The 21,566-nt window shown below is 41.0% G+C and carries 19 protein-coding genes; 4 read left to right on the forward strand and 15 right to left on the reverse strand.

Annotation, left to right across the window (positions count from 1 at the left end; all coding sequences use genetic code 11):
• Positions 1-200: 200 nt before the first annotated feature.
• From IEZ33_RS11960 to sdhC, 4 genes are read right to left on the reverse strand one after another with little or no spacing between them, the layout of a single operon-like run.
• Positions 201-905, reverse strand: coding sequence for a succinate dehydrogenase iron-sulfur subunit (locus IEZ33_RS11960; RefSeq protein ID WP_191600285.1), 705 nt, complete (start codon positions 903-905; stop codon positions 201-203).
• A 14-nt stretch (positions 906-919) separates the two neighbouring features.
• Positions 920-2,692 carry a succinate dehydrogenase flavoprotein subunit gene (sdhA, locus tag IEZ33_RS11965; RefSeq protein ID WP_191600286.1) on the reverse strand — a complete coding sequence of 591 codons (1,773 nt, stop codon included), beginning with the start codon at positions 2,690-2,692 and terminating at the stop codon, positions 920-922.
• A 3-nt stretch (positions 2,693-2,695) separates the two neighbouring features.
• The gene (gene sdhD / locus IEZ33_RS11970; protein ID WP_191600287.1) at positions 2,696-3,043 is read right to left on the reverse strand and encodes a succinate dehydrogenase, hydrophobic membrane anchor protein; all 348 of its coding nucleotides are present in this window, start codon (positions 3,041-3,043) and stop codon (positions 2,696-2,698) included.
• Complete coding sequence (sdhC, locus tag IEZ33_RS11975; protein WP_191600288.1) at positions 3,037-3,414, reverse strand: succinate dehydrogenase, cytochrome b556 subunit; 378 nt, start codon at positions 3,412-3,414, stop codon at positions 3,037-3,039. Before sdhC ends, sdhD begins: the two co-directional genes overlap by 7 nt.
• 561 nt (positions 3,415-3,975) lie before the next feature.
• Between sdhC and gltA the strand changes: the two genes are divergently transcribed.
• Positions 3,976-5,256 carry a citrate synthase gene (gene gltA / locus IEZ33_RS11980; protein WP_191600289.1) on the forward strand — a complete coding sequence of 427 codons (1,281 nt, stop codon included), beginning with the start codon at positions 3,976-3,978 and terminating at the stop codon, positions 5,254-5,256.
• A gap of 96 nt (positions 5,257-5,352) precedes the next feature.
• Here gltA and IEZ33_RS11985 read toward each other — a convergent pair whose 3' ends face one another.
• Positions 5,353-5,586 (reverse strand): hypothetical protein, encoded by a 234-nt coding sequence (locus tag IEZ33_RS11985; RefSeq protein WP_191600290.1) that lies wholly within the window; start codon positions 5,584-5,586, stop codon positions 5,353-5,355.
• A gap of 2 nt (positions 5,587-5,588) precedes the next feature.
• Positions 5,589-6,671: a DUF2066 domain-containing protein gene (locus tag IEZ33_RS11990; protein WP_191600291.1), complete on the reverse strand. Its 1,083-nt coding sequence runs from the start codon at positions 6,669-6,671 to the stop codon at positions 5,589-5,591.
• Between the two features lie 117 nt (positions 6,672-6,788).
• On the opposite strand from IEZ33_RS11990, the gene purM reads away from it, so the two are divergent.
• The 3 genes from purM to IEZ33_RS12005 are packed head-to-tail and all read left to right on the forward strand — an operon-like array spanning position 6,789 to position 9,225.
• Entirely contained in the window at positions 6,789-7,847 is a 1,059-nt protein-coding gene (gene purM, locus IEZ33_RS11995) for a phosphoribosylformylglycinamidine cyclo-ligase (RefSeq protein WP_191600292.1), read from the forward strand.
• Complete coding sequence (purN, locus tag IEZ33_RS12000; RefSeq protein ID WP_191600293.1) at positions 7,844-8,497, forward strand: phosphoribosylglycinamide formyltransferase; 654 nt, start codon at positions 7,844-7,846, stop codon at positions 8,495-8,497. Before purM ends, purN begins: the two co-directional genes overlap by 4 nt.
• Before the next feature lie 14 nt (positions 8,498-8,511).
• Positions 8,512-9,225, forward strand: a complete 714-nt coding sequence (locus IEZ33_RS12005; protein ID WP_191600294.1) for a DUF3108 domain-containing protein — start codon at positions 8,512-8,514, stop codon at positions 9,223-9,225.
• 8 nt (positions 9,226-9,233) lie between these two features.
• On the opposite strand, the gene mobA is transcribed toward IEZ33_RS12005, so the two are convergent.
• The 9 genes from mobA to IEZ33_RS12050 form a co-directional block, all read right to left on the reverse strand.
• Positions 9,234-9,818, reverse strand: a complete 585-nt coding sequence (gene mobA / locus IEZ33_RS12010; RefSeq protein WP_191600295.1) for a molybdenum cofactor guanylyltransferase — start codon at positions 9,816-9,818, stop codon at positions 9,234-9,236.
• Between the two features lie 162 nt (positions 9,819-9,980).
• Positions 9,981-10,976, reverse strand: coding sequence for a glycosyl transferase family protein (locus IEZ33_RS12015; protein ID WP_191600296.1), 996 nt, complete (start codon positions 10,974-10,976; stop codon positions 9,981-9,983).
• Positions 10,973-13,684, reverse strand: coding sequence for a nitrate reductase (locus tag IEZ33_RS12020; protein ID WP_191600297.1), 2,712 nt, complete (start codon positions 13,682-13,684; stop codon positions 10,973-10,975). The genes IEZ33_RS12015 and IEZ33_RS12020 overlap by 4 nt, the downstream gene beginning before the upstream one ends.
• Positions 13,685-14,008: 324 nt before the next feature.
• Positions 14,009-14,332 (reverse strand): nitrite reductase small subunit NirD, encoded by a 324-nt coding sequence (nirD, locus tag IEZ33_RS12025; RefSeq protein WP_191600298.1) that lies wholly within the window; start codon positions 14,330-14,332, stop codon positions 14,009-14,011.
• Positions 14,333-14,341: 9 nt separating this feature from the next.
• Positions 14,342-16,903 (reverse strand): nitrite reductase large subunit NirB, encoded by a 2,562-nt coding sequence (gene nirB / locus IEZ33_RS12030; RefSeq protein ID WP_191600299.1) that lies wholly within the window; start codon positions 16,901-16,903, stop codon positions 14,342-14,344.
• Between the two features lie 53 nt (positions 16,904-16,956).
• Complete coding sequence (locus tag IEZ33_RS12035) at positions 16,957-18,195, reverse strand: NAD(P)/FAD-dependent oxidoreductase (RefSeq protein ID WP_240009518.1); 1,239 nt, start codon at positions 18,193-18,195, stop codon at positions 16,957-16,959.
• Between the two features lie 44 nt (positions 18,196-18,239).
• Entirely contained in the window at positions 18,240-19,088 is an 849-nt protein-coding gene (locus IEZ33_RS12040) for an ABC transporter ATP-binding protein (RefSeq protein ID WP_420844863.1), read from the reverse strand.
• Between the two features lie 12 nt (positions 19,089-19,100).
• Positions 19,101-20,072: an ABC transporter permease gene (locus tag IEZ33_RS12045; protein WP_191603626.1), complete on the reverse strand. Its 972-nt coding sequence runs from the start codon at positions 20,070-20,072 to the stop codon at positions 19,101-19,103.
• Positions 20,073-20,178: 106 nt separating this feature from the next.
• Positions 20,179-21,522 (reverse strand): CmpA/NrtA family ABC transporter substrate-binding protein, encoded by a 1,344-nt coding sequence (locus tag IEZ33_RS12050; RefSeq protein WP_206696957.1) that lies wholly within the window; start codon positions 21,520-21,522, stop codon positions 20,179-20,181.
• Positions 21,523-21,566: the final 44 nt, after the last annotated feature.

Genomic DNA, 21,566 nt, shown 5'->3' on the forward strand with positions numbered 1-21,566 from the left:
CCTCACTAATAAGACCATCACCCAATACACCTATTTCCATATAACCGGTTTAAACAGTTAGTTTTTCTTAAACATCCAATCAACATGAGGTCGATTCTTAATTCTTTTAAATAATAAAATGGCGATACCGACAATAAGTCAGTATCGCCTAGAAGACGGTTAAACTAGTTTTGTTAACTCAGACTTCATCAGCATTCTTTTTAAGTCGCTCTTTGTAACAACATTGTTCGAATATTGCCAATCGCTTTTGTAGGGTTCAAGCCTTTAGGACATACATTGACACAGTTCATAATACCATGACAACGAAATACACTAAACGGGTCATCAAGATCAGATAAACGTTCCTGAGTTGCCGTATCACGACTGTCTATTAGAAAACGGTATGCCTGTAAAAGACCTGATGGTCCAACAAACTTATCCGGATTCCACCAGAATGATGGGCACGCAGTAGAACAGCATGCACATAAGATACATTCATATAGACCATCAAGCTTTTCACGCTCTTCAGGTGACTGCAAGCGCTCGATAGCAGGCGCGGGTGATTCGTTAATCAGATATGGACGAATTTTTTCATATTGTTTATAAAATTGCCCCATGTCGACAACAAGATCACGAACAACAGGCAAACCTGGAAGTGGTCGTAAGATCAACTTGTCATTCTTTGCCGCCGCAGAAACTGGCGTAATGCAAGCCAAGCCATTTTTGCCGTTCATATTCATGCCATCTGAACCACACACACCCTCACGGCATGAACGACGGTAAGATATAGATGAATCCTGCTCTTTTAATAGCTGCAATACATCTAATACCATCAAATCTTTGCCTGCAGGCAAATCAATTTGATAATCCTTCATGTATGGAGCGTCATCTACTTCAGGATTATAACGATAAATACTAACTAACATATAAACTACACTCCTTAGTAAGAACGAATTTTTGGAGGGAAAGCTTCTACCGTTTTAGGAGAGAAGTTCACATCACGTTTCGTAACTTTTTTATCTGCTGGGTGGAAAAGAGAGTGTTTCAACCAGTTTTCGTCATCACGCTCAGTATAGTCATTACGAGCATGCGCACCACGACTTTCTTTACGGAATTCAGCTGGAATTGCTGTTGCTTCAGCCACTTCTAATAGGTTTTCAAGTTCTAATGCTTCAATACGAGCTGTGTTAAACGCCTGACTCTTATCGTCTAGATGTAAGTTTTCTACACGCTTACGAATCTCTTTTAATTGATCAAGCCCCGTTTGCATAGCCTCACCATCACGGAACACGCCAAAGTAAAGTTGCATTGTTTTTTGTAGGTCAGCACGAACTGCCGCAACACTCTCGCCGGAAGTCGAGTTATTCAAACGGTTCAAGCGAGCCATAGCTTTATCGATGTTCGTTTCATCAGCGTCAAGTGACTCAAAACCTTCATCAAGGGATTTTTTGACTTGTAAACCTACAGCACGACCGAAAACGACCAAATCCAACAGTGAATTCCCGCCTAATCGGTTAGCCCCATGAACAGAAACACAAGCGGCTTCACCACATGCATACAAACCATCGACAATACTTTCATTACCGTTTTCATCAACAGTCAGAGCTTGACCACCCACATTTGTTGGTGTTCCACCCATCATATAATGGCAAGTAGGGATAACAGGAATTGGCTCTTTTACCGGATCGACATGGGCGAAGGTACGAGATAGCTCAAGGATACCAGGAAGACGTTTATTTAACGTTTCTTCACCAAGGTGATCGAGCTTTAACAAAACATGGTCACCATCTGGACCACAGCCACGACCTTCAAGAATTTCGAGAATCATGGAACGGGCTACAACATCACGGCCAGCTAAATCTTTAGCATTAGGAGCATAACGCTCCATAAAGCGTTCACCATCTTTATTTATAAGGTAACCGCCTTCTCCACGACAACCTTCAGTAACCAATGTACCAGCACCATAGATACCTGTCGGGTGAAACTGCCACATTTCCATATCTTGCATTGGGTAACCAGCGCGCAATGCCATACCAACACCGTCTCCAGTGTTAATGTGTGCATTTGTCGTTGATTGATAAATACGACCGGCACCACCCGTTGCCAAAACAGTCGCTTTTGCTTTCAAATAAACGGTTTCACCCGTTTCAATACAAATAGCAATAACACCAACAACTGCGTCTTCGTTATTTTTAACTAGGTCTACCGCGTACCACTCATTAAAGAAGGTAGTACCACCTTTCAGGTTACCCTGATAAAGAGTGTGTAAAAGAGCATGGCCGGTTCTATCTGCTGCAGCACAAGTACGAGCCGCTTGACCACCTTTACCGTAATCTTTAGATTGACCACCGAATGGGCGCTGATAAATACGGCCATTTTCAGTGCGCGAGAATGGTAACCCCATGTGCTCAAGTTCAAATACGGCCTGTGGCCCAACTGAACACATGTATTCGATAGCGTCTTGGTCACCAATGTAATCCGACCCTTTTACGGTGTCGTACATATGCCAGCGCCAATCGTCATTTGGATCGTCACTCGCGATGGCGCACGTAATGCCACCCTGGGCAGATACCGTGTGGGAACGTGTAGGAAAAACTTTCGTTACACACGCTGTGTTTAAACCAGATTCCGTTAACTGCAACGCAGCACGCATACCTGCACCGCCGCCGCCGATAACAATGGCATCAAAAGAAATTGTACGAATATTTGCCATTATTTATAGCCCCCAAAGAACCTGAATTCCCCATGCAACATAGACAAACATCACTAAGCCACATACGGATTGAAAAAAGAAACGCACACCAGTTGCTTTAATGTAGTCTGTAGAAACAGACCATAGGCCGATCCAAGAGTGCACACCTATAGAAAGCAAGGTCAATAAGCTGAAAATCCTTACCCAAGTCGTTTCAAACAAACCACTCCACTGCTCATAGGTAAGCTCTGGATTAAAAACTAAATAACCTAATATAAATAATGTGTATAGAGAAAGAACAACCGCAGAAATTCTCTGCACCATCCAATCGTAAAGGCCTGAACGACCAAAACTTGTTATCTGGGTTACCATATCCATACTCCTACCAATAATACTAAGATTGCAGCTATAACTAGATTTGCTTTGGCGGCGGCTTGACCGCTCTCTAGCTCTTCAAAATAGCCTAAATCCATAAACAAATGCTTAACACCGGCCACAAGATGATACATCAGTGCAGAAACCGTTCCCCAGATAATAAACTTAGCTAGAAAACTCGTTTGTAAGGTGTTAACAACTTGATCGAATCCTTCTTGGGAGTCCAAAGAAACATCAAACGCATAAAACAAGAAGGCTAGCCCAATAAATAGGATAATTCCTGTCACGCGATGAAGGATCGAAACAATTGCGGTTACGGGCATTGATATTGTAGCAATATCAAGATTGACTGGTCTTTTTTTATTCACGACTCTATACACCATTTTAAGTTGATTGAAGGGTCAATCACGACCTATTTCAGTTACAGAACAGACTCACACTACTCTACTTTTAGGTCCACTAAAAAAACGCCATTAATTTACAAACGCATTATAAAAGCGACTCACCATTCACCTTTAAATTAAAACACCTACAAATCAATGGAATTTTTACGCCGCTAATTATAAACCAGCAGTTTTTATGAAGACAAATACACAAAACAACCTCTTTACAATGATCGGCATTCACAGCATGAATGTAGCCATAAAGATAAACAATAATGGTATAAAACAACATCCCCAAAAAACCACAAGAAAAAAAATAAACACTTTAATTTCAACAGCTTAGATCAATAAAACATAATAAAGAGTGGTATAATAAAGAAAAATCATGTACTTATAAGACTAAAGTTTATGTAAATTTCTTTCATCATCAAACTTAGATAGATTGACATTTATAGTCCACAAACAGTATTTTTTCCGCACCTTCTGGGTCCATAATGTCAATTAACGACATTTTAAACCCCGGACCAGAAACCAAAGGAGACCAAAATGGCTGATAAAAAAGCACGACTGACGATAGATGGCATTGATAAAACGATTGAGTTACCAGTACTAAGTGGTACGATTGGAACAGACGTTATTGATGTTCGTTCGTTAGGTTCGCACGGCATTTTCACCTATGACCCCGGATTCATGTCTACCGGCTCTTGTGAATCAGCAATCACGTATATAGATGGTGATGCTGGCATATTACTTCACAGAGGCTATCCCATTGCCCAACTTGCCGAACATTCTGACTATTTAGAAACTTGCTTCCTTCTGCTTCACGGTGAACTGCCAACCGAAGAAGAAAAAGAAACGTTTGTAAAAACTGTTTCAAACCATACGATGGTAAACCAATCAATGTATAAATTCATTGAAGGTTTCCGTAATGATGCGCACCCGATGGCTATCATGTGTGGTTTGGTAGGCGCTCTATCAGCTTTCTATCAAGATCACATGGACATAACCAATCCAGAGCATCGTGAAATAGCCGCCGTACGTCTAATCTCAAAAATGCCTACATTAGCAGCTACCTGCTACAAGTATTCAAAAGAACAGCCTGTTATGTACCCTCGTAACGAACTGTCCTATTCAGAAAACTTCTTGCACATGATGTTCGCTACACCTTGCGAGGAATACGTTGTTAACCCAGTATTTGCTAAAGCAATGGACCGTATTTTTATCCTACATGCTGACCACGAACAAAATGCATCAACATCTACAGTACGGCTTGCCGGCTCTTCAGGAGCGAACCCTTTCGCCTGTATAGCAGCAGGTATAGCAACACTTTGGGGGCCTGCTCATGGCGGCGCCAATGAAGCCGTATTAACAATGCTTGAAGAAATTGGTGATGAATCCCATATTGATGAATTTATTGCTAAAGCCAAAGACAAAAACGATCCATTTAGGCTTATGGGTTTTGGCCACCGAGTCTATAAAAACTTTGATCCTAGAGCGAAAGTAATGCGCGAGACATGTGATGAAGTTTTGGCTGAATTAGGCCTTTCTAACGACCCATTACTGAAAATTGCAAAACGTCTTGAGCAAATCGCTTTAGAAGACCCTTACTTTATTGAACGAAAACTGTACCCTAATGTTGATTTTTATTCAGGCATCATCATGAAGGCAATTGGTATCCCAACCAGTATGTTCACAGTGATTTTTGCTATGTCGAGAACCATTGGCTGGATATCTCATTGGAATGAAATGATTAGTGGGGCTTATAAAATTGGTCGTCCACGTCAGCTATATACGGGTGTTCCAGAAAGAGATTACCCACAGAAATAGACTTTAGGTCAAACAAAAACCCCCAGTAATTGGATTATTCCATTATTGGGGGCCAACTCACATTATGGTTTGTATTGCACACTCATAAAGAAAATCCTATTCAATATCATCTCCTTCTTGAATTTCCGTAATTACTTCGGCGTAACACACCTTGCAACGCCCTTCTATCCAATGACGAGCTTCAGAAACATACTCTTTAGGCTCCACCATTCCCAAATCCATTTCACCGCATTGATTACACCAAGTCATCGATAAAAAATCGTTTTTCTCTTCTTCAGATCGACTCGAAAAATCGACTTCTTGATACGTCTCCACATTTTCTAAAGTCATAATTATTTGCCTCTAAATTCATAGGATAATGATATATTTGCATTAGGGTCTAAAGCACTTAATGGGTTTTCTATCAAAACAGAATCCAATGCAATAGAGTCTTTTAGTTTGTTAACACCACCATCAGACTGAATTATATAAATAACCTCATCGTCTTTTAAGGACGCCAAATTCCAATTTCTTATTAAAATAATGGAATCTAAATAACTCTGAACCTTTTGCAACTTATCGTAAGTGTTCAAGCCTGTTAAACGCATTTTCAACTGCGACTCTTCCGACACGTCACGAACGGCGGCGTACTTTTCAGAAAGTAACTGGGATAGCTCGTTATTCACACTTAGCGCTATATCCGCTTCACTTTCAGCAACAAAGTTTAAAGGGACAATGTCTCCTGAAGGAAAAAACACTCTCAAATCAACGACACGCTTACCAAATTCATTTCTGACACGAACAACACTAAATAAATCGGTTTGATATCGCTTACTCGCCTGAGAGACTTCATCCTCAAAAAAGCCCCAAATTGCAGGTATAGGGACCGTTCTTTTGTCGACATCATCCAGGATAGGGGCATAGACAGGCAGGCCATTTATTAATGATTGTTCTGATATGGCCGCCAATAGAGGAGATGGTGCATCAACGCCAGACAAAAAACGCCCTTGAACCCCCTCTTGGAGAAGCCAAATTAAAATCGATGGTCGATTACTTCCCCATATAGCAATTTTCCGATCTATTAAAAATAGATTAATCGATTGCTCATAAAAAGTGACCGATACTTTTTTTGACTCAACGAGTTCACCATTAAATTGAATCGGCCGATCAGACGCCAAAATTGAGTGTTGCGCCACCCATGAAGGTGCGCTGTTTAAATCACTATTTGTTAGCGTTTCCTCTATTAAGTCTGGCCGGCCAGACACTTTAATCAAAACATTTTTGGCCGCTTGCCTAAAAGCAGCGGTTAATAGTTGACTTTCTGTCAAACTACTCGGCAAAGTAATTTCTGCACGATACAGACCCGTTATTGAATCAGCCCAACTGATGGGAACCCAAAAAAAACACAATATGAGGATTAAAATACGATTTTTCATAGCTCTCCCTTTAAATATTTGCATATTCTACTGTGTAACGGCCAAAGAACCATAGCCCTATTGAAACTCTATGTTAAAATGCGGTTTTAATCCCCACATCATGATAAGGCATAGGCAATGACCAAATCGGATAAAGCATCGATTAGTTATAAAGACGCAGGCGTTGATATTAACGCCGGTAATCAACTAGTAGAACGAATTAAAGGTGTCAGCAAAAAAACACGTCGACCAGAGGTAATGGGTGGTTTAGGTGGGTTTGGTGCTCTCACACGCTTACCTACTAAATATAAAAACCCCATCCTTGTTTCCGGTACCGACGGCGTTGGTACTAAGTTACGTTTGGCAATGGATATTAATAAGCATGACACTATTGGTATTGATTTGGTTGCCATGTGCGTCAACGATTTAGTTGTTGCAGGTGCTGAGCCCTTATTATTCCTTGATTATTATGCAACCGGCAAGTTAGATATTGATGTTGCTGCAAATGTTGTAACAGGTATTGGTGAAGGTTGCCTTCAAGCTGGCTGCGCATTAGTAGGTGGTGAAACAGCTGAAATGCCTGGCATGTATCATGATGGAGATTATGATTTAGCGGGGTTTTGTGTCGGTGTGGTTGAAGAAGAAAAAATTATTGATGGCTCAAAAGTGAAAGCTGGCGATACATTAATCGCATTAGGCTCTTCAGGCCCTCATTCAAATGGCTACTCTTTAATACGTAAAATCATTGAAGTTTCTAAGGCCGACTTATCGCAACCCATTGCTGGCACAACGTTACAAAACGCGCTCATGGAGCCTACTAAGATTTACGTTAAATCCATTTTAAAACTCATGGAAGCAATGGACGTAAATGCGTTAGCACACATTACGGGCGGTGGTCTTCTTGAAAATATCCCTCGCGTTTTACCTGAAAATGCAGCGGCTTATATTGATGCAAATTCTTGGGTTAGACCTGAAGTATTTAACTGGCTTCAAGAGCAGGGAAATGTAGATCAAGAAGAAATGTACCGCGTACTAAATTGCGGTGTTGGTATGGTCTTGTGTATTGACTCAGATAAAGCTCAACACGCATTAGAAATATTAAAAGCTGAAAACGAGAATGCTTGGGTAATTGGCGATATTCGCCCCCGTACGACCGAGCAAGAAGTTTATATTTCGGATTTAGAGGCGGGTGCATGAGCCTATCCGTTGTTGTCTTAATATCTGGCAGCGGCAGCAACCTCCAAGCTTTGATCGATCAAAGCTTGGAGGGAAAGCTTGATATCACAATAAAAGCCGTTATCAGCAATAAAGCGGATGCTTTTGGATTAGAGCGAGCCAAGAAAGCCAATATACCAGCTGTCTTTATTGATCATAAGAAATTTTCAACTCGAGAAGAGTTTGATGCGGCCTTACAATATGAAATTGATCAACATAAAGCCGAGCTTGTAGTGTTAGCTGGCTTTATGAGAATTCTTACAGAGGGTTTCACCCGTCACTATGATGGCAAAATGCTCAATATACATCCTTCTTTATTACCCAAATTTAAGGGACTCAATACTCACCAAAGAGCCATTGATGCAGGAGATAAAGAACATGGCGTTAGCGTGCATTTTGTCACCGCTGAACTTGATGCTGGGGCCGTTGTTCTGCAGGCGGTCACAGAAATAGAGCCCAGCGACGATGCCGAGTCTTTATCAAAAAAAGTCCATAATTTAGAACATAAAATATACCCTTTAGCCATAAAATGGTTTTCTCAGAAAAGACTTGCCTATAAATCTGGAAAGGTTATGCTCGATTCTGAGCGGCTATCTGATACTGGTATTAGGTATCAGCAAGATATTCATTAATTTAAGGAGGTAGCATGCGAACAGCACTCATATTATTGGTCTCGATATTAGGGTTATTTAGTCAGCCAGCTATCTCTTCATCTGGCACAGCTCAGAAGACAAGTAATTTATTTTTCCCCTACAAAGCGATTTATAGTACAACATGGAAAAAAGGCATCAGTTTTGAAGTTGAAGGCATGCAGGTCCTTACCAAAAAAGAGGATCATTGGTTTTTTGAGTTCACTGCTTCAACCTTTTTTGCCTCTATTAAAGAAAATGTTTCCTTCAATCTCATAGACAATCAGATTCGACCAGAAAAATATTATTATAAAAGTCAGCTACTAGGCAAAAAACGTGAAGCTAAACTGAGCTTTGACTGGGAGAACATGAAAGTTGAAAACGACATTGAAAATAAACCCTGGAAAATGGACATCCATGAGAAAACAATAGATAAACTTGGCATTCAATTGCAATTAAGGCAGGATTTGAAAGCCAATAGAGACGAGTTGCATTACGAAATAGCTGACGGCGGACGATTAAAGTATTGGACATTTGCCCGTATTGGCACACAAAAAATCAAAACTCGCCTTGGTGATCTAGATACAGTAAAAGTAGTGAGAACAGATTCTCAAAATAATGACCGAGAATCCGTTTTTTATTTTGCACCTGAATACGATTTTCTTTTAGTAAAAATGAAATATGTTGAGAAAAAAGAATCCTACTTACTTGAAATTAAGAGCATTGAGTAGTTAACGCATCAGGAAAGTTGCTCTAAATAATTTATATTCATAAAACTGTCTTCGGAGCCCCAATAAATTGACTCGGCATCGATCTCCTTATAAAAAGCCATAACCTTATATTGCTCTCGCTCCAAGAAATCAAGCAGGCATCTTAAGAAGGCGACAGGCATAACGACATGTAATGGCTGAGCTCCTCTACTCGTTTCAATATAAAATGCTTTTGTAGGCTGAGTTTGAGCGCGATGAATCAGTTGCTGAAAAATCTCCCCCGGTACTAAAGGCGTATCACATGGAGAGAAAAGCACATGAGAATACTCATCGCTAAATGAACTTAATGCGGTTGCTAATCCAGACAAAGGACCACAATTTGAAAAAAAAGAGCTATCTTCAAAAATACGAATATTCTCGTCTAAAAATACCTCTTGATTAAGGTTAACATTTACATAGACAGTATTTACATTGACCGCCATTGCTTCATAAGCGTATCGAAACAAAAAATTGCCCTTATACGACTGCAAGGCTTTATTCTTACCTTGCATCCTAACCGCTCGACCACCAGCTAAAATCACACCAACACAATTAAATACGTCTTTTTTCATCATCACAAACACAGCTCAATTACATCGTTCTTATTGAAAAATAGACACTTATTTTACGTTTTATACGCCGTGTCTATGTATTGATGATAAGAATATCAGCTAGTTCCCTTAATGAGGTACTGTTTTCATTAGAGGCTATTCACTGAATTCAAGTCAAAGCCATTCTTATGCAATTTTCTTCAGAGTAAAGATGGATGTATCGCGACCTTGCCAAAAAGCTCCGGCCATCCGACTGCATTCTGCTGGATGCTTATTTGTCATAAGTTGAAGAATGCATGCCATGGTGCCCTGTATAGCTAAATGACCAAATTCATCTTCTTGCACACCTGACCAATGTCGCTGCATTCGCTCAATATCCAAACGATTTTTTTGCCGACAATGCTGTAATGCGGATTTCGGCCAAGGACTCCATTCAATACGTCCTTGCCGAGAAAACCCAAGTTCAACATCTCTTTCCGGATTAATCTCTGCCTCACCATTGCCCCCTCTAAACACTAAAACGGAATCATCTCCTAGCTCGGCTGATGCTTGAATATGCAATTTATCGTAGCCTTGATGAAACACACCATGAACACTGTGCTCAGCGTTAGCGATATTCATCATACGAACAAGGGTATTTACTGGGGATCTGAGACCTAACAACAATTTCAAATCCATTAAATAAGCCAGTTCACTGGCTAGACAATTAAGTGGCATATAAGCAAAGTGATAGCGAAGTAAATGTGCTTCAGCTTCTTCTTTGGAACGAGCAATAGGGAAACCAAGCTTAACAAGCGCCGTTTCAACATATATACGATCTTCCTCCGGGAAACAGTGTCCGTGCATAAAAATACGTATTCCTTGCTGACTTAACGCTAATGCCGACAATAAGAACCACGGTAACTCATTACGTTTCCCCGCGTATGCTGGCCAATCAATATCCACCCCCATTGAAAACGTTAAATGACAATGTTCTCGTATTGCCTGAGTAAAGCCAACGGTTTCTTCTATTGTTTCTTCTCTAATGCGAATTAACATCCAAAATGCGCCTAATTGCTCAGGAGCTACTTTGCCAGATAAAATAAGTGTCATCGCCTGATACGATTCATCACGAGTTAAACTTCTAGCGCCCTTTTTTCCTTTACCTACTATTTTTACGTATTTGACAAAGTCCAAACTCATAACGTCACCTCACTATGTATAGCGATCATTTGCTTCAATTCTGGAATACAAGAGCCACAGTTTGTTCCGCACTTCAATCGGTTACCCAACTCACCGACATTGACGACACCGCGATCAATCAATGGCTGAATTTGTTTGTCTCCCACATTAAAACAAGAACAGACAATTTGACCTTTATCTTCTGCATTTGCCATATACCCGGCACTTAACGCCAGCCTTTTATGATGATCTTCTGGAAGGCTTTTTGGTGGAATGGCTTCCAGAGAAATCGGTAATAAACTGGCTAACCAGCTACGATCTAAAGAGATTGGCTTCTTGGAAAAATAGTAGACTGCAATCGGCAAATTATTGACTGTATAGACAAAACGTTTATCACCATTAAGGGTATTTTTGTATTCACTCCAATCACCGGTTTGACTTGTTTCAAAGGTGTTTAATTGTGTTTTTACAAAGGTTTCTAGATCAATTTTTTCACTAATGGCCACTTCATAGCGGACTCCTTTTAGCTGTCTCACTTCGCAATGATACAGACACGGTGAAACATCTAATTTGACGGCACTGAGAAGAGTGCCATACACAATATTCTTTATGGGAGACAGTTTAGCAATAGTATGTTTTGATTCTGGCTGCCCCGATAGTGGGTCAACAATTTGTGAAACTAAGTTTGATACAACAGAATTACTTGCGACTTGTTGCGTCCAATGAATAGGCACAAATATTTGACCTTGCAGGACACTAACGGGTGAAGCTATTTTTACTGGCATGATAATTTCACCAATTTCTGAAGTAACACGCATTAATTCTTTATTATTAACGCCTAGCTTTCTAGCGTCCTCTTTATTCAATTCAACATAAGGCTCTTGCGTGTGATTTGCTAATGTCGGTGACTTTCCCGTTCTGGTCATTGTATGCCACTGATCTCGTACTCGGCCTGTATTTAATATAAATGGATACGCTTTAGTAACCCTTTGTTTAGGCTTTTCAGGCGAAATAGCGATGAATTTGGCTTTTTTATTAAAGGTAAAAAACGCCCCGTCAGCGAACATTCGCGAGGTACCAGTAGGCGCATGTTCTGTTACTGGCCATTGAATTGGTAATAATGTGTCGTAGGCGCTTTTTGTTAAGTCTTTTAATAAGCCAATATCAAAATCTCTTCTACCATTATTTTCAAAGCCCGATAAAGCGGCATGCTCAACAAATATGTCATAAGAACTCTCATAGGAGAAAGCTGAAGCAAACCCCATTCTACGAGCGACTTGAGTAATGGCCCACCAATCGTGCTTTGACTCAGCAAAAGGAGGTAAAACACCCCGTTGACGTGAAATACGCCTTTCCGAATTCGTCACCGTCCCGTCTTTTTCACTCCAGCCTGTCGCGGGCAGCGATACATCCGCCATCATTGCGGTATCCGTAAACTCCTGACAATCGCTTACAATCACCATTTCACACTTTTCAAGAGCGCGCTTGACTTGCGCCGTGTCTGGAATACTCACCATTGGATTTGTTGACATAATCCAAACAACTTTGATTTTACCGGCTTCCATCGCTTGAAACATATCTACGGCTTTTAACCCACTCTCAGTTGCCATATTTGGCGCTTGCCAAAAACGCTGCACTAGATCTACCGCGCCAGTCGTGGAAAAATCCATATGGGCAGCAAGCTGATTTGCTAATCCTCCGACTTCGCGTCCACCCATTGCATTAGGCTGGCCTGTAATCGAAAATGGTCCCATACCTTCTTTACCAATACGGCCTGTCGCTAGATGGCAATTAATTATGGCATTGCATTTATCAACGCCGGTTGCCGATTGATTTACGCCTTGGGAATAAAACGAAACGGTCTTAGGAGTGTCTAGCCACCATTCGACAAACGTCTCTAATGACGCCTTATCCACCCCAAGTACTTTTGACATACTCTCTATTGAAGGACTTGCAAGCGTTGCTTTTTCTAATGCTTCTGTAAAGCCATTCGTTTTTTGTGAAATAAACGCCTCATCTAAAACATCATTACGATCACTTTCAGAAAGTAGCATTGTATAAACATACGCGTCCGTTCCAGGGTTAATGGCAAGATGCAAATCAGCTATATCACACGTCGCTGTCTTTCTTGGATCAATAACCACCACTTTCATATTAGGCCGTTTTGCTTTGGCCGCAACAACCCTTTGATATAAAACAGGGTGCGTCCAAGCCGCATTTGAACCAATTATAATGAGCAAATCGCAAATCTCTAAATCCTCATAGTTGCAAGGCACTGTGTCAGAACCAAACGCTCTTTTGTAAGCCACTACCGCTGATGCCATACAAAGACGAGAATTAGTATCTACATTAGCCGTTCCTATGAACCCTTTAGCCAATTTATTAGCAACGTAATAATCTTCCGTTAACATTTGACCTGATAAATAAAAAGCAAAGGCATCGGGACCATGATCTCGAGTCACCTGCTGTATCTTTTCCGCAATAGAATCTATTGCCTTAGGCCATGAGACCACTTGGCCTTTTATTTTTGGCGCAGCAAGCCTTCCTTCTGGGATGAGCGTTTCTGAAAGGTTGCTCCCCTTAACACATAAGCGACCAAAATTGGCGGGATGGTCTGTATCGCCTGTTACGGTCTCAATAGAATCGCAACTAGACAGTGAGTGTTTTAGCAAGACTCCGCAACCAACACCACAGTATGGGCAGGTTGTCTGTTCTGTTTTTGGTTGCATCTTGAACATCCTCATGTTGTTTCATTTTTACATCAACAAAAAAAGGCCCAAGCAATCTTTCGATCACTTGGGCCCCGTTGCCTTTTGTCATTTTTATTGACTTATAATGTGACTCTATCCATATCATCGCCGACGATCAGACAGAGTTTATTTGCACGCCTTTGTGCAGCATTTTAACCTTAAATATTTAAAGCAAAAATCAAGCCAATTACTCAACAATTATAACCAATTGTTTTATAAAAACTTTTTTAAAATTTATTCATTCCGCAATAAATAATAATGCGCCAGATTAAATAAAATGCCCATCAACATCACTCTTATTGTTTATTTTGGTGCAATCCAAACACTATTATTATCTAACTTTACATTCCAGACAGGCAAAGACACGGCATCATCAAGACACTCACCCGTTACTAAACAATATCGTTGTTTATACAGTGGGCTTGCTACCGTTAAGCGTCCATCAACTTCCGCAATCAAGCCTCTTGACATGACATTTGCTTTCGCTATAGGGTCCCAATTTGAAAGTGCGTAAAGTTGATTTGACTCTGGTTCAAAAAATATGGCCACTTGGCTATCCGTCACTCTTGCTGCAATACCCGCGTGAGCCACTAAATCATCAAAAGTACAAATTTGTATCCAGTTCATTTTTATCCCCTAGGCCACCGTAGCAATGAGTTTATTTTTCTCAGCGTCTGTTGCTGGACGTATTTGATCACGCTCTTCTACAAATACGACATTTTCATCCAAACCGTCCGAGTTAATAAAATTCTTAAAGAACTTACGGGACTCAGGGTTTTCAATGGTCGTTTTCCATTCACACTGAAACGTATCGACAATTAGAGCCATTTGAGCCTCCAATTCACTGGCGATTCCTAGTGAATCCTCTATAACAACTTGTTTTAAATAGTCCAACCCACCCTCTAACCCTTCCATCCAAACTGAGGTACGCTGTAATCGGTCTGCCGTTTTAACATAAAACATCAATACTCGGTCAATGTAGGCAACCAATTGCTTATCTGTTAGATCCGTTGCAAATAAATCAGCATGGCGAGGCTTCATCCCGCCATTGCCACACACATAAAGATTCCAACCACCTTCCGTGGCAATAATACCGATGTCTTTGCTTTGTGCCTCGGCACACTCTCGTGTACAACCAGAGACAGCAAATTTAAGCTTATGAGGAGAGCGCAGGCCTTTGTATCGGTTTTCAATATCAATGGCCATTTTCATGCTATCGTTAACCCCATAACGACACCAAGTGCTACCAACACAAGATTTCACAGTACGAACGGATTTGCCGTATGCTTGACCCGTTTCAAAACCCACGGCGATGAGCTCTTCCCAAATTAAAGGTAGCTGGGATAAAGTGGCACCAAATAAATCAATTCTTTGACCGCCCGTTATTTTTGTATAAAGCCGGTATTTTTTAGCCACTTCACCAAGGACAATTAACCTTTCAGGCGTTATCTCGCCACCCGGAATACGTGGCACGACGGAATAAGTCCCGTCCTTTTGCATGTTGGCAAGAAACCGATCATTCGTATCTTGTAAAGACACATGCTCTTTTTTTAAAACAAAATCATTCCAGACACTCGCCAATATATTACCAACCGCAGGTTTACAGATCTCACACCCTCGACCTCTTCCATGCTTATGTATTAAATCATTAAAGGTTTTGATTTCGTCAATTTTGACTAAGTTATACAAATCTTGACGTGTATAAGAGAAATGCTCACAAATATCAGTACTGACTTCTACACCAAGTGCCAATAACTCATTATCAACCACTTTTTTCAATAAAGCAGAACAACCACCACAACCTGTACTTGCCTTGGTTTCTGTTTTAACCGCGGCTAAGTCCATTGACCCAGCAGAAATAGCATCGGCAATGTCTTGCTTTGACACATTATGACAACTGCAAATTGACGCATTCGCTGGCAGCATATCCACACCCAACCCTCCGGGCTCTCCCTGACTCACAGGTAAAATCAAGCTTTGTGGATTCTCTGGAAGTGCTATGCCATTTAAATAATACTGTAGTAATGTATCGTAATAGCTGTTGTCTCCAACTAACACGGCGCCTAACAATTTGGTACCATCCTCTGAGACGATCATTTTTCGGTACGCATTTGAGAAGTCATCACGGTAGACAACGCTCTTAGCACTGGGGGTCATTTGATGAGCATCACCGATAGAGCCTACATCACAGCCCAATAGCTTCAATTTAGTACTCATATCAGCGCCAGTAAAAGCCACCGTTTGACGATCAACAACATGATGAGCTGCCGCCTTTGCCATTGTGTATCCTGGCGCAACTAAACCAAAAATACGTCCTTCCCATAATGCACATTCCCCAATGGCGTAAATATCGGCATGTGAAGTCTGGCAAAAATCATTAATAACGATACCGCCTCGCTCTCCTACCGCTAACTGAGCGGTTCGCGCCAACGAATCTTGAGGGCGTATTCCTGCTGAAAAAAGAATAAGATCCGTTTCCAGGAAACTATCATCTGAAAACTCCATCCTGTGTGCAGCGTCTTCACCATCAACAATTTGTGTTGTGGCTTTCGATACATGTACATCTACACCTAAAGCGCGAATCATATTTTTTAATAAACCACCGCCCGCTTCATCCAATTGAACAGGCATTAATCGAGGCGCAAATTCTACGACACTGGTTTTTAATCCCAGATTTTTTAACGCATTCGCGGCTTCTAAACCCAATAAGCCACCACCGACTACTGTCCCTGTTTTCGCCGTTTTAGCACACTCCCGAATAGCATCGAGATCATCTAAAGTTCGATATACAAAGGTATTTTCTCTATCATGACCTTTAATAGGTGGTACAAAAGGATAAGAGCCTGTCGCCAAAACCAATTTTTCGAACATGAACTCTCGATCATCCGCCAACCGGATGCGTTTTTCTACTGTATTGATACCAACAACCTTAGCATTAGTCTCATATTCGATATGATTTTTATCGTAATAAGTCGCATCTGACATCGCTAATTCAGAGTAACTTTTACCGGTAAAATACTCACTCAGATGCACACGATCATAGGCCAGTTTTGCTTCTTCACCAAATACAATGATCTGATACTCATTATTGGCGTCTAACTGAACTAATTGCTCGACAAAGTGATGACCAACCATACCATTACCAACAATGATTAAGTTGGGCTTTTTATTGATTTCTAATTGCATACTATTATTCATATTCACCTCTGATTATCTGGTTCCCTTAGCCAAATTGCTTACTTAACCTGTCATTAGGCTGCTCTTTTTTCGCAATAAGCTTCACCAAAAATAAGTGTGTCTAACATGGTCGACACATCTGTCTGATTTTGAATAAGCTGAAAGTACCAGCCACCATCGGCGACATTGCCATATAGAATTGCGCCTACTAATTTGCCGTCTTTGACAATCAGTTTGCGATAGTGATTTAAAACGTGATCAATGTATTGAATCACGCCTTCGTCGTTGATAGTGCAAGTAGTCCCAACCGAGAAAACATGCACTCCTGACACTTTTAATTTCGTAGGTACAGGCTCTACAGAAAACGCTTTTTGTCTATCTGACAAAGCCGATAACAAACTGTCCAATTGACTCCAAATAGGGGCAACTAAGCCAAAAGTTTGACCTTCAAATTCACTGCATTCACCAATAGCAAATACATTTTTCTCAGAAGTTTCTAAAAACTCATTTACTATAATGGCACGATTTATATTCAATCCAGCGCGCTTGGCCAAACTGATTTCAGGATCAATGCCAGTGGCCACCACAAAAAGATCCGCTTCAATCTCTTCTCCAGAAGACAGAGAGACAGAACCCGCTTGTGATACCTGTCCTGGTAAGATATTGAACGCCTTTGTGCTTGCCCCTAGGCGAAATTCTATCCCCATGGAAGATAACCGATTCATAAGCAAGTTTGCCGATACCTCATCAAGTTGGCGGTTTAGCAAAAAACCCGCTCGGTGTAATAAAGTCACCTTATTCCCCTGCTTAACTAACCCAACAGCCGCCTCCAGTCCAAGCAACCCTCCACCAATCACGACGACTCGACTTTCCGATTTCAAACGGGTCATTAGAGACACATCTTGCAAATTACGAAAGCCAATGACGTTATCAGCATCCGATCCTTTGACAGATAAACAACTTGAACGTGAGCCTGTTGCCATTACTAATTTATCAAAGTGAATTAATTCCCCATTACGCAGAAGGACTTGTTTAGAGTTTAAATTGATGTCGATGGCAGGGTTAGCCGCTATAACAACACCTTGGTTTTCTAAAAATTGCTCCATATCAATTAACATCAGTTCTTCAAGTCCACATTCTTGTGCGAGAAAAGAAGAAAGCATAATTCGGTTATAGCCAGCTTCTGGCTCCTCACCAATTAATGTGATCGTAAAACGATCGGGAAATTCGGCCTGTACTTTTGAAGCAAGACGACTGCCCGCCATCCCAGCACCAACAATGACTAAATGTTCTTTTAATGTCTTTGAGCTCACTTTAGCCCTCCTATATTCAAGCCAGTTACAGAGTATTACCTCTGTTAGGAGGCGGCTTTATCTGCTCTATCTAAAGCCATTTTTGATGCCTTTGCAGGCTTAACAATAGGTTCTATTTTGCGCTGTTTTTCATAAAGAAATTTCAATACTTGTGCACGATATTGAACGTATTTAGGGTTATCAGCCAACTCAAGACGGTTGCGTGGCCGCTCTAAATCAACCGTTAATATTTCACCCACTGTCGCCGCAGGACCATTTGTCATCATGACAATTCGATCGGATAACAACACGGCCTCATCAACATCGTGGGTAATCATAATGACGGTATTATTAAGATCTTTTTGTATTTCCATTAAGGAATCTTGTAAATGTGCCCTTGTTAAGGCATCTAGCGCACCAAAGGGCTCATCCATTAACAACACCGATGGTTCCATAGCTAATGCTCTCGCAATCCCTACACGTTGTTTCATTCCACCAGAAATCTCTGCAGGACGTTTATCCATTGCATGAGTCATTTGGACAAGATCAAGATTATGTAAAATCCAGTTATGCATTTCTTTTTTGCTCTTTGTGCCTTTAAACACTTGTTTAACGGCTAACTCAACATTCTGGTAGGTGGTTAACCAAGGCAATAAAGAATGGTTTTGAAAGACCACCGCTCTTTCTGGACCTGGGCCACGCACCTCTTTACCATCTAATAAAATACCACCTTCGGTTGCATCGTATAATCCTGCAACAATATTCAAAACCGTTGATTTACCACAGCCAGAATGGCCAATCAAAGAAACAAACTCGCCTTTAGTGATCTTCAAAGATACTTTATCAAGTGCTTTGAATGGCCCCTTAGGGGTTGGAAATTCGATCGATACGTTACTTATGTCTAAATGCATCATTGTCGCTACCCTTTACCTTAAAACTTGCGTTTTGTCCCAAGAAGACAATCGTTGAATCATTAACATCACTCTATCCAGTAAAAAACCGATAAAACCGATAACAATAACAGCGACCATAATTCGCCCTAGGGAATTCGAGCTACCATTCTGAAATTCATCCCAAACAAATTTCCCTAAACCTGGGTTTTGCGCCAACATTTCTGCGGCAATCAACACCATCCAAGCAATGCCTAAAGACAACCTGAGTCCGGTAAACATCATTGGAATTGAAGAAGGAATAACAATTTTTGTCACATGGGTTAACCAGTTAAGTCTTAGGACTTTCGATACATTCAATAAATCTTGCTCTATAGCCGCCACCCCAACCGCCGTATTAATTAACGTTGGCCACATACAACATAAAGTAACGGTAAACATGGATGTTAAAAATGATTTAGCAAACATAGGGTCGTCTGTAACATAAGTTGCGCTAACAACCATAGTTACCAAGGGCAACCATGCTAGGGGAGATACGGGTTTAAACACTTGAATGATAGGGTTAAGCGCACTGTAAATGTGGCCGTTCAAACCAATGAGTATTCCCATAGGTATAGCAATTAAACTGGCTAAACCAAAGCCAGCTAACACTGTGTACAAGCTGGTAAATATTTGGTCAAAGAAGGTTGGTTTACCAGTATAAGGTCTTTTTTTAGCGATATAATCAGGGTCGTTTGCTAATTTTTTAGCATTCCTCACGTCTTGACGCTCGTAAAAAGCAACTTCCTTTTCTCTCTCTTCTATATGATCATTCACCAAGCTATTCCATTGCTGGTACACTACAACAGGGCTAGGAAACTCCCCCAGAGAAGTATTAATACGGCTGGCCGATGTATTCCATAAGGCGAGAAATACGACTATCCCCAACAATGGAAACAACCAGTTTTTTATTGATAGGGCCTCTTTCACCCCACCAAAAACCGCGGCATATGCGTTTTGTTTTATCATCATCAATTACTCTTGGTTGTTTCTACTTTCTGTAATCTCTCGAGATCTATTTACTGTTGTCTCTAGCAACAAAAGGGAGGAACGCCTCCCCTATACTAATTTGCGGTTAAATATCTTCTTTACCTTTAAGGCCAATTGAAAAACTATCAAGGTATTTATTAGGAAAGCGGCCATCATAAGTAACACCGTCTATAAATTCTGTTTGCGGTGGCTTAAAGCCTGTTTCACTCTCTAAATCAGGAAAATCCGCCGCTTCTACCACGCCGTCCGTTATTAATTCATTAACAGCAATGGAATAAATATCAGGGCGGTAGACTTTTTTAGCGATATCTAAGTACCAGGAATCTGGCTTAAATTGATCGATTTGTCCCCAACGGCGCATTTGAGTTAGATACCAGATCGCATCACTGTAATAGGGGTACGTGGCGTTGTGACGAAAGAAGACATTAAAGTCTGGGATATCACGCTTATCACCTTTCTCGTATTCAAACGTTCCAGTCATACTGTTGGCAATCACATCGTAGTCTGCACCAACGTACTGGCTTTTTGATAAGATTTTAACGGCTTCAGGACGGTTAGCATTGTTCTCTTCATCAAGCCATTTGGCCGCTCGAATCATCGCTTTTACGACTCGAATATGCGTATTTGGATTCTCTTCCGCCCAACTATGGCTGACGCCAAACACTTTTTCGGGATTGTTTTTCCAAATTTCATAATCGGTAATAACAGGAACACCAATCCCTTTAAACACAGCCTGTTGATTCCATGGCTCGCCAACACAATATCCATGGATAGTGCCAGCTTCCATCGTTGATGGCATTTGAGGTGGAGGCGTAACAGAAAGAAAGGCATCGGCATTTATTTGGCCACTCACATCACCTTTTGACGGTGCATAATATCCAGGATGAATCCCCCCAGCAGCTAACCAATAACGTAATTCATAGTTGTGTGTCGAGACTGGGAACACCATTCCCATATTAAATGGCTTACCCTCCGCTTTTAATTCATCAATAACAGGCTTAAGTGAACTAGCACGAATTGGGTGAACCGGCTTTCCGTCACTATCATGTGGAATGTTTTGTTTCATTTTTGACCAGACATCATTAGAGACAGTAATGGCATTACCGTTCAAGTCCATACTGAATGCCGTAACAATATGGGCTTCTGTTCCATATCCGATGGTTGCGCCAAGAGGTTGACCTGCCAGCATGTGCGCTCCATCTAACTGCCCATCAATTACTCGATCTAATAACACTTTCCAGTTTGCTTGAGCCTCAAGTGTGACGTACAGTCCCTCATCTTCAAAATAGCCTTTTTCATAAGCAATCGCCAAAGGCGCCATGTCGGTTAATTTAATGAAACCGAAGGTAAGATCTTCTTTCTCAGGCTCACCAATTTCAGCAAAAACAAGATTACTAGAAATAGTCGTCCCTATTACGACACTGCTCATCCACAGTACGCTACGAATCTTACCTACTGATTGCTGGATTTTTG

The sequence above is a fragment of the Marinomonas algicola genome (assembly GCF_014805825.1).
Classification (GTDB): domain Bacteria; phylum Pseudomonadota; class Gammaproteobacteria; order Pseudomonadales; family Marinomonadaceae; genus Marinomonas; species Marinomonas algicola.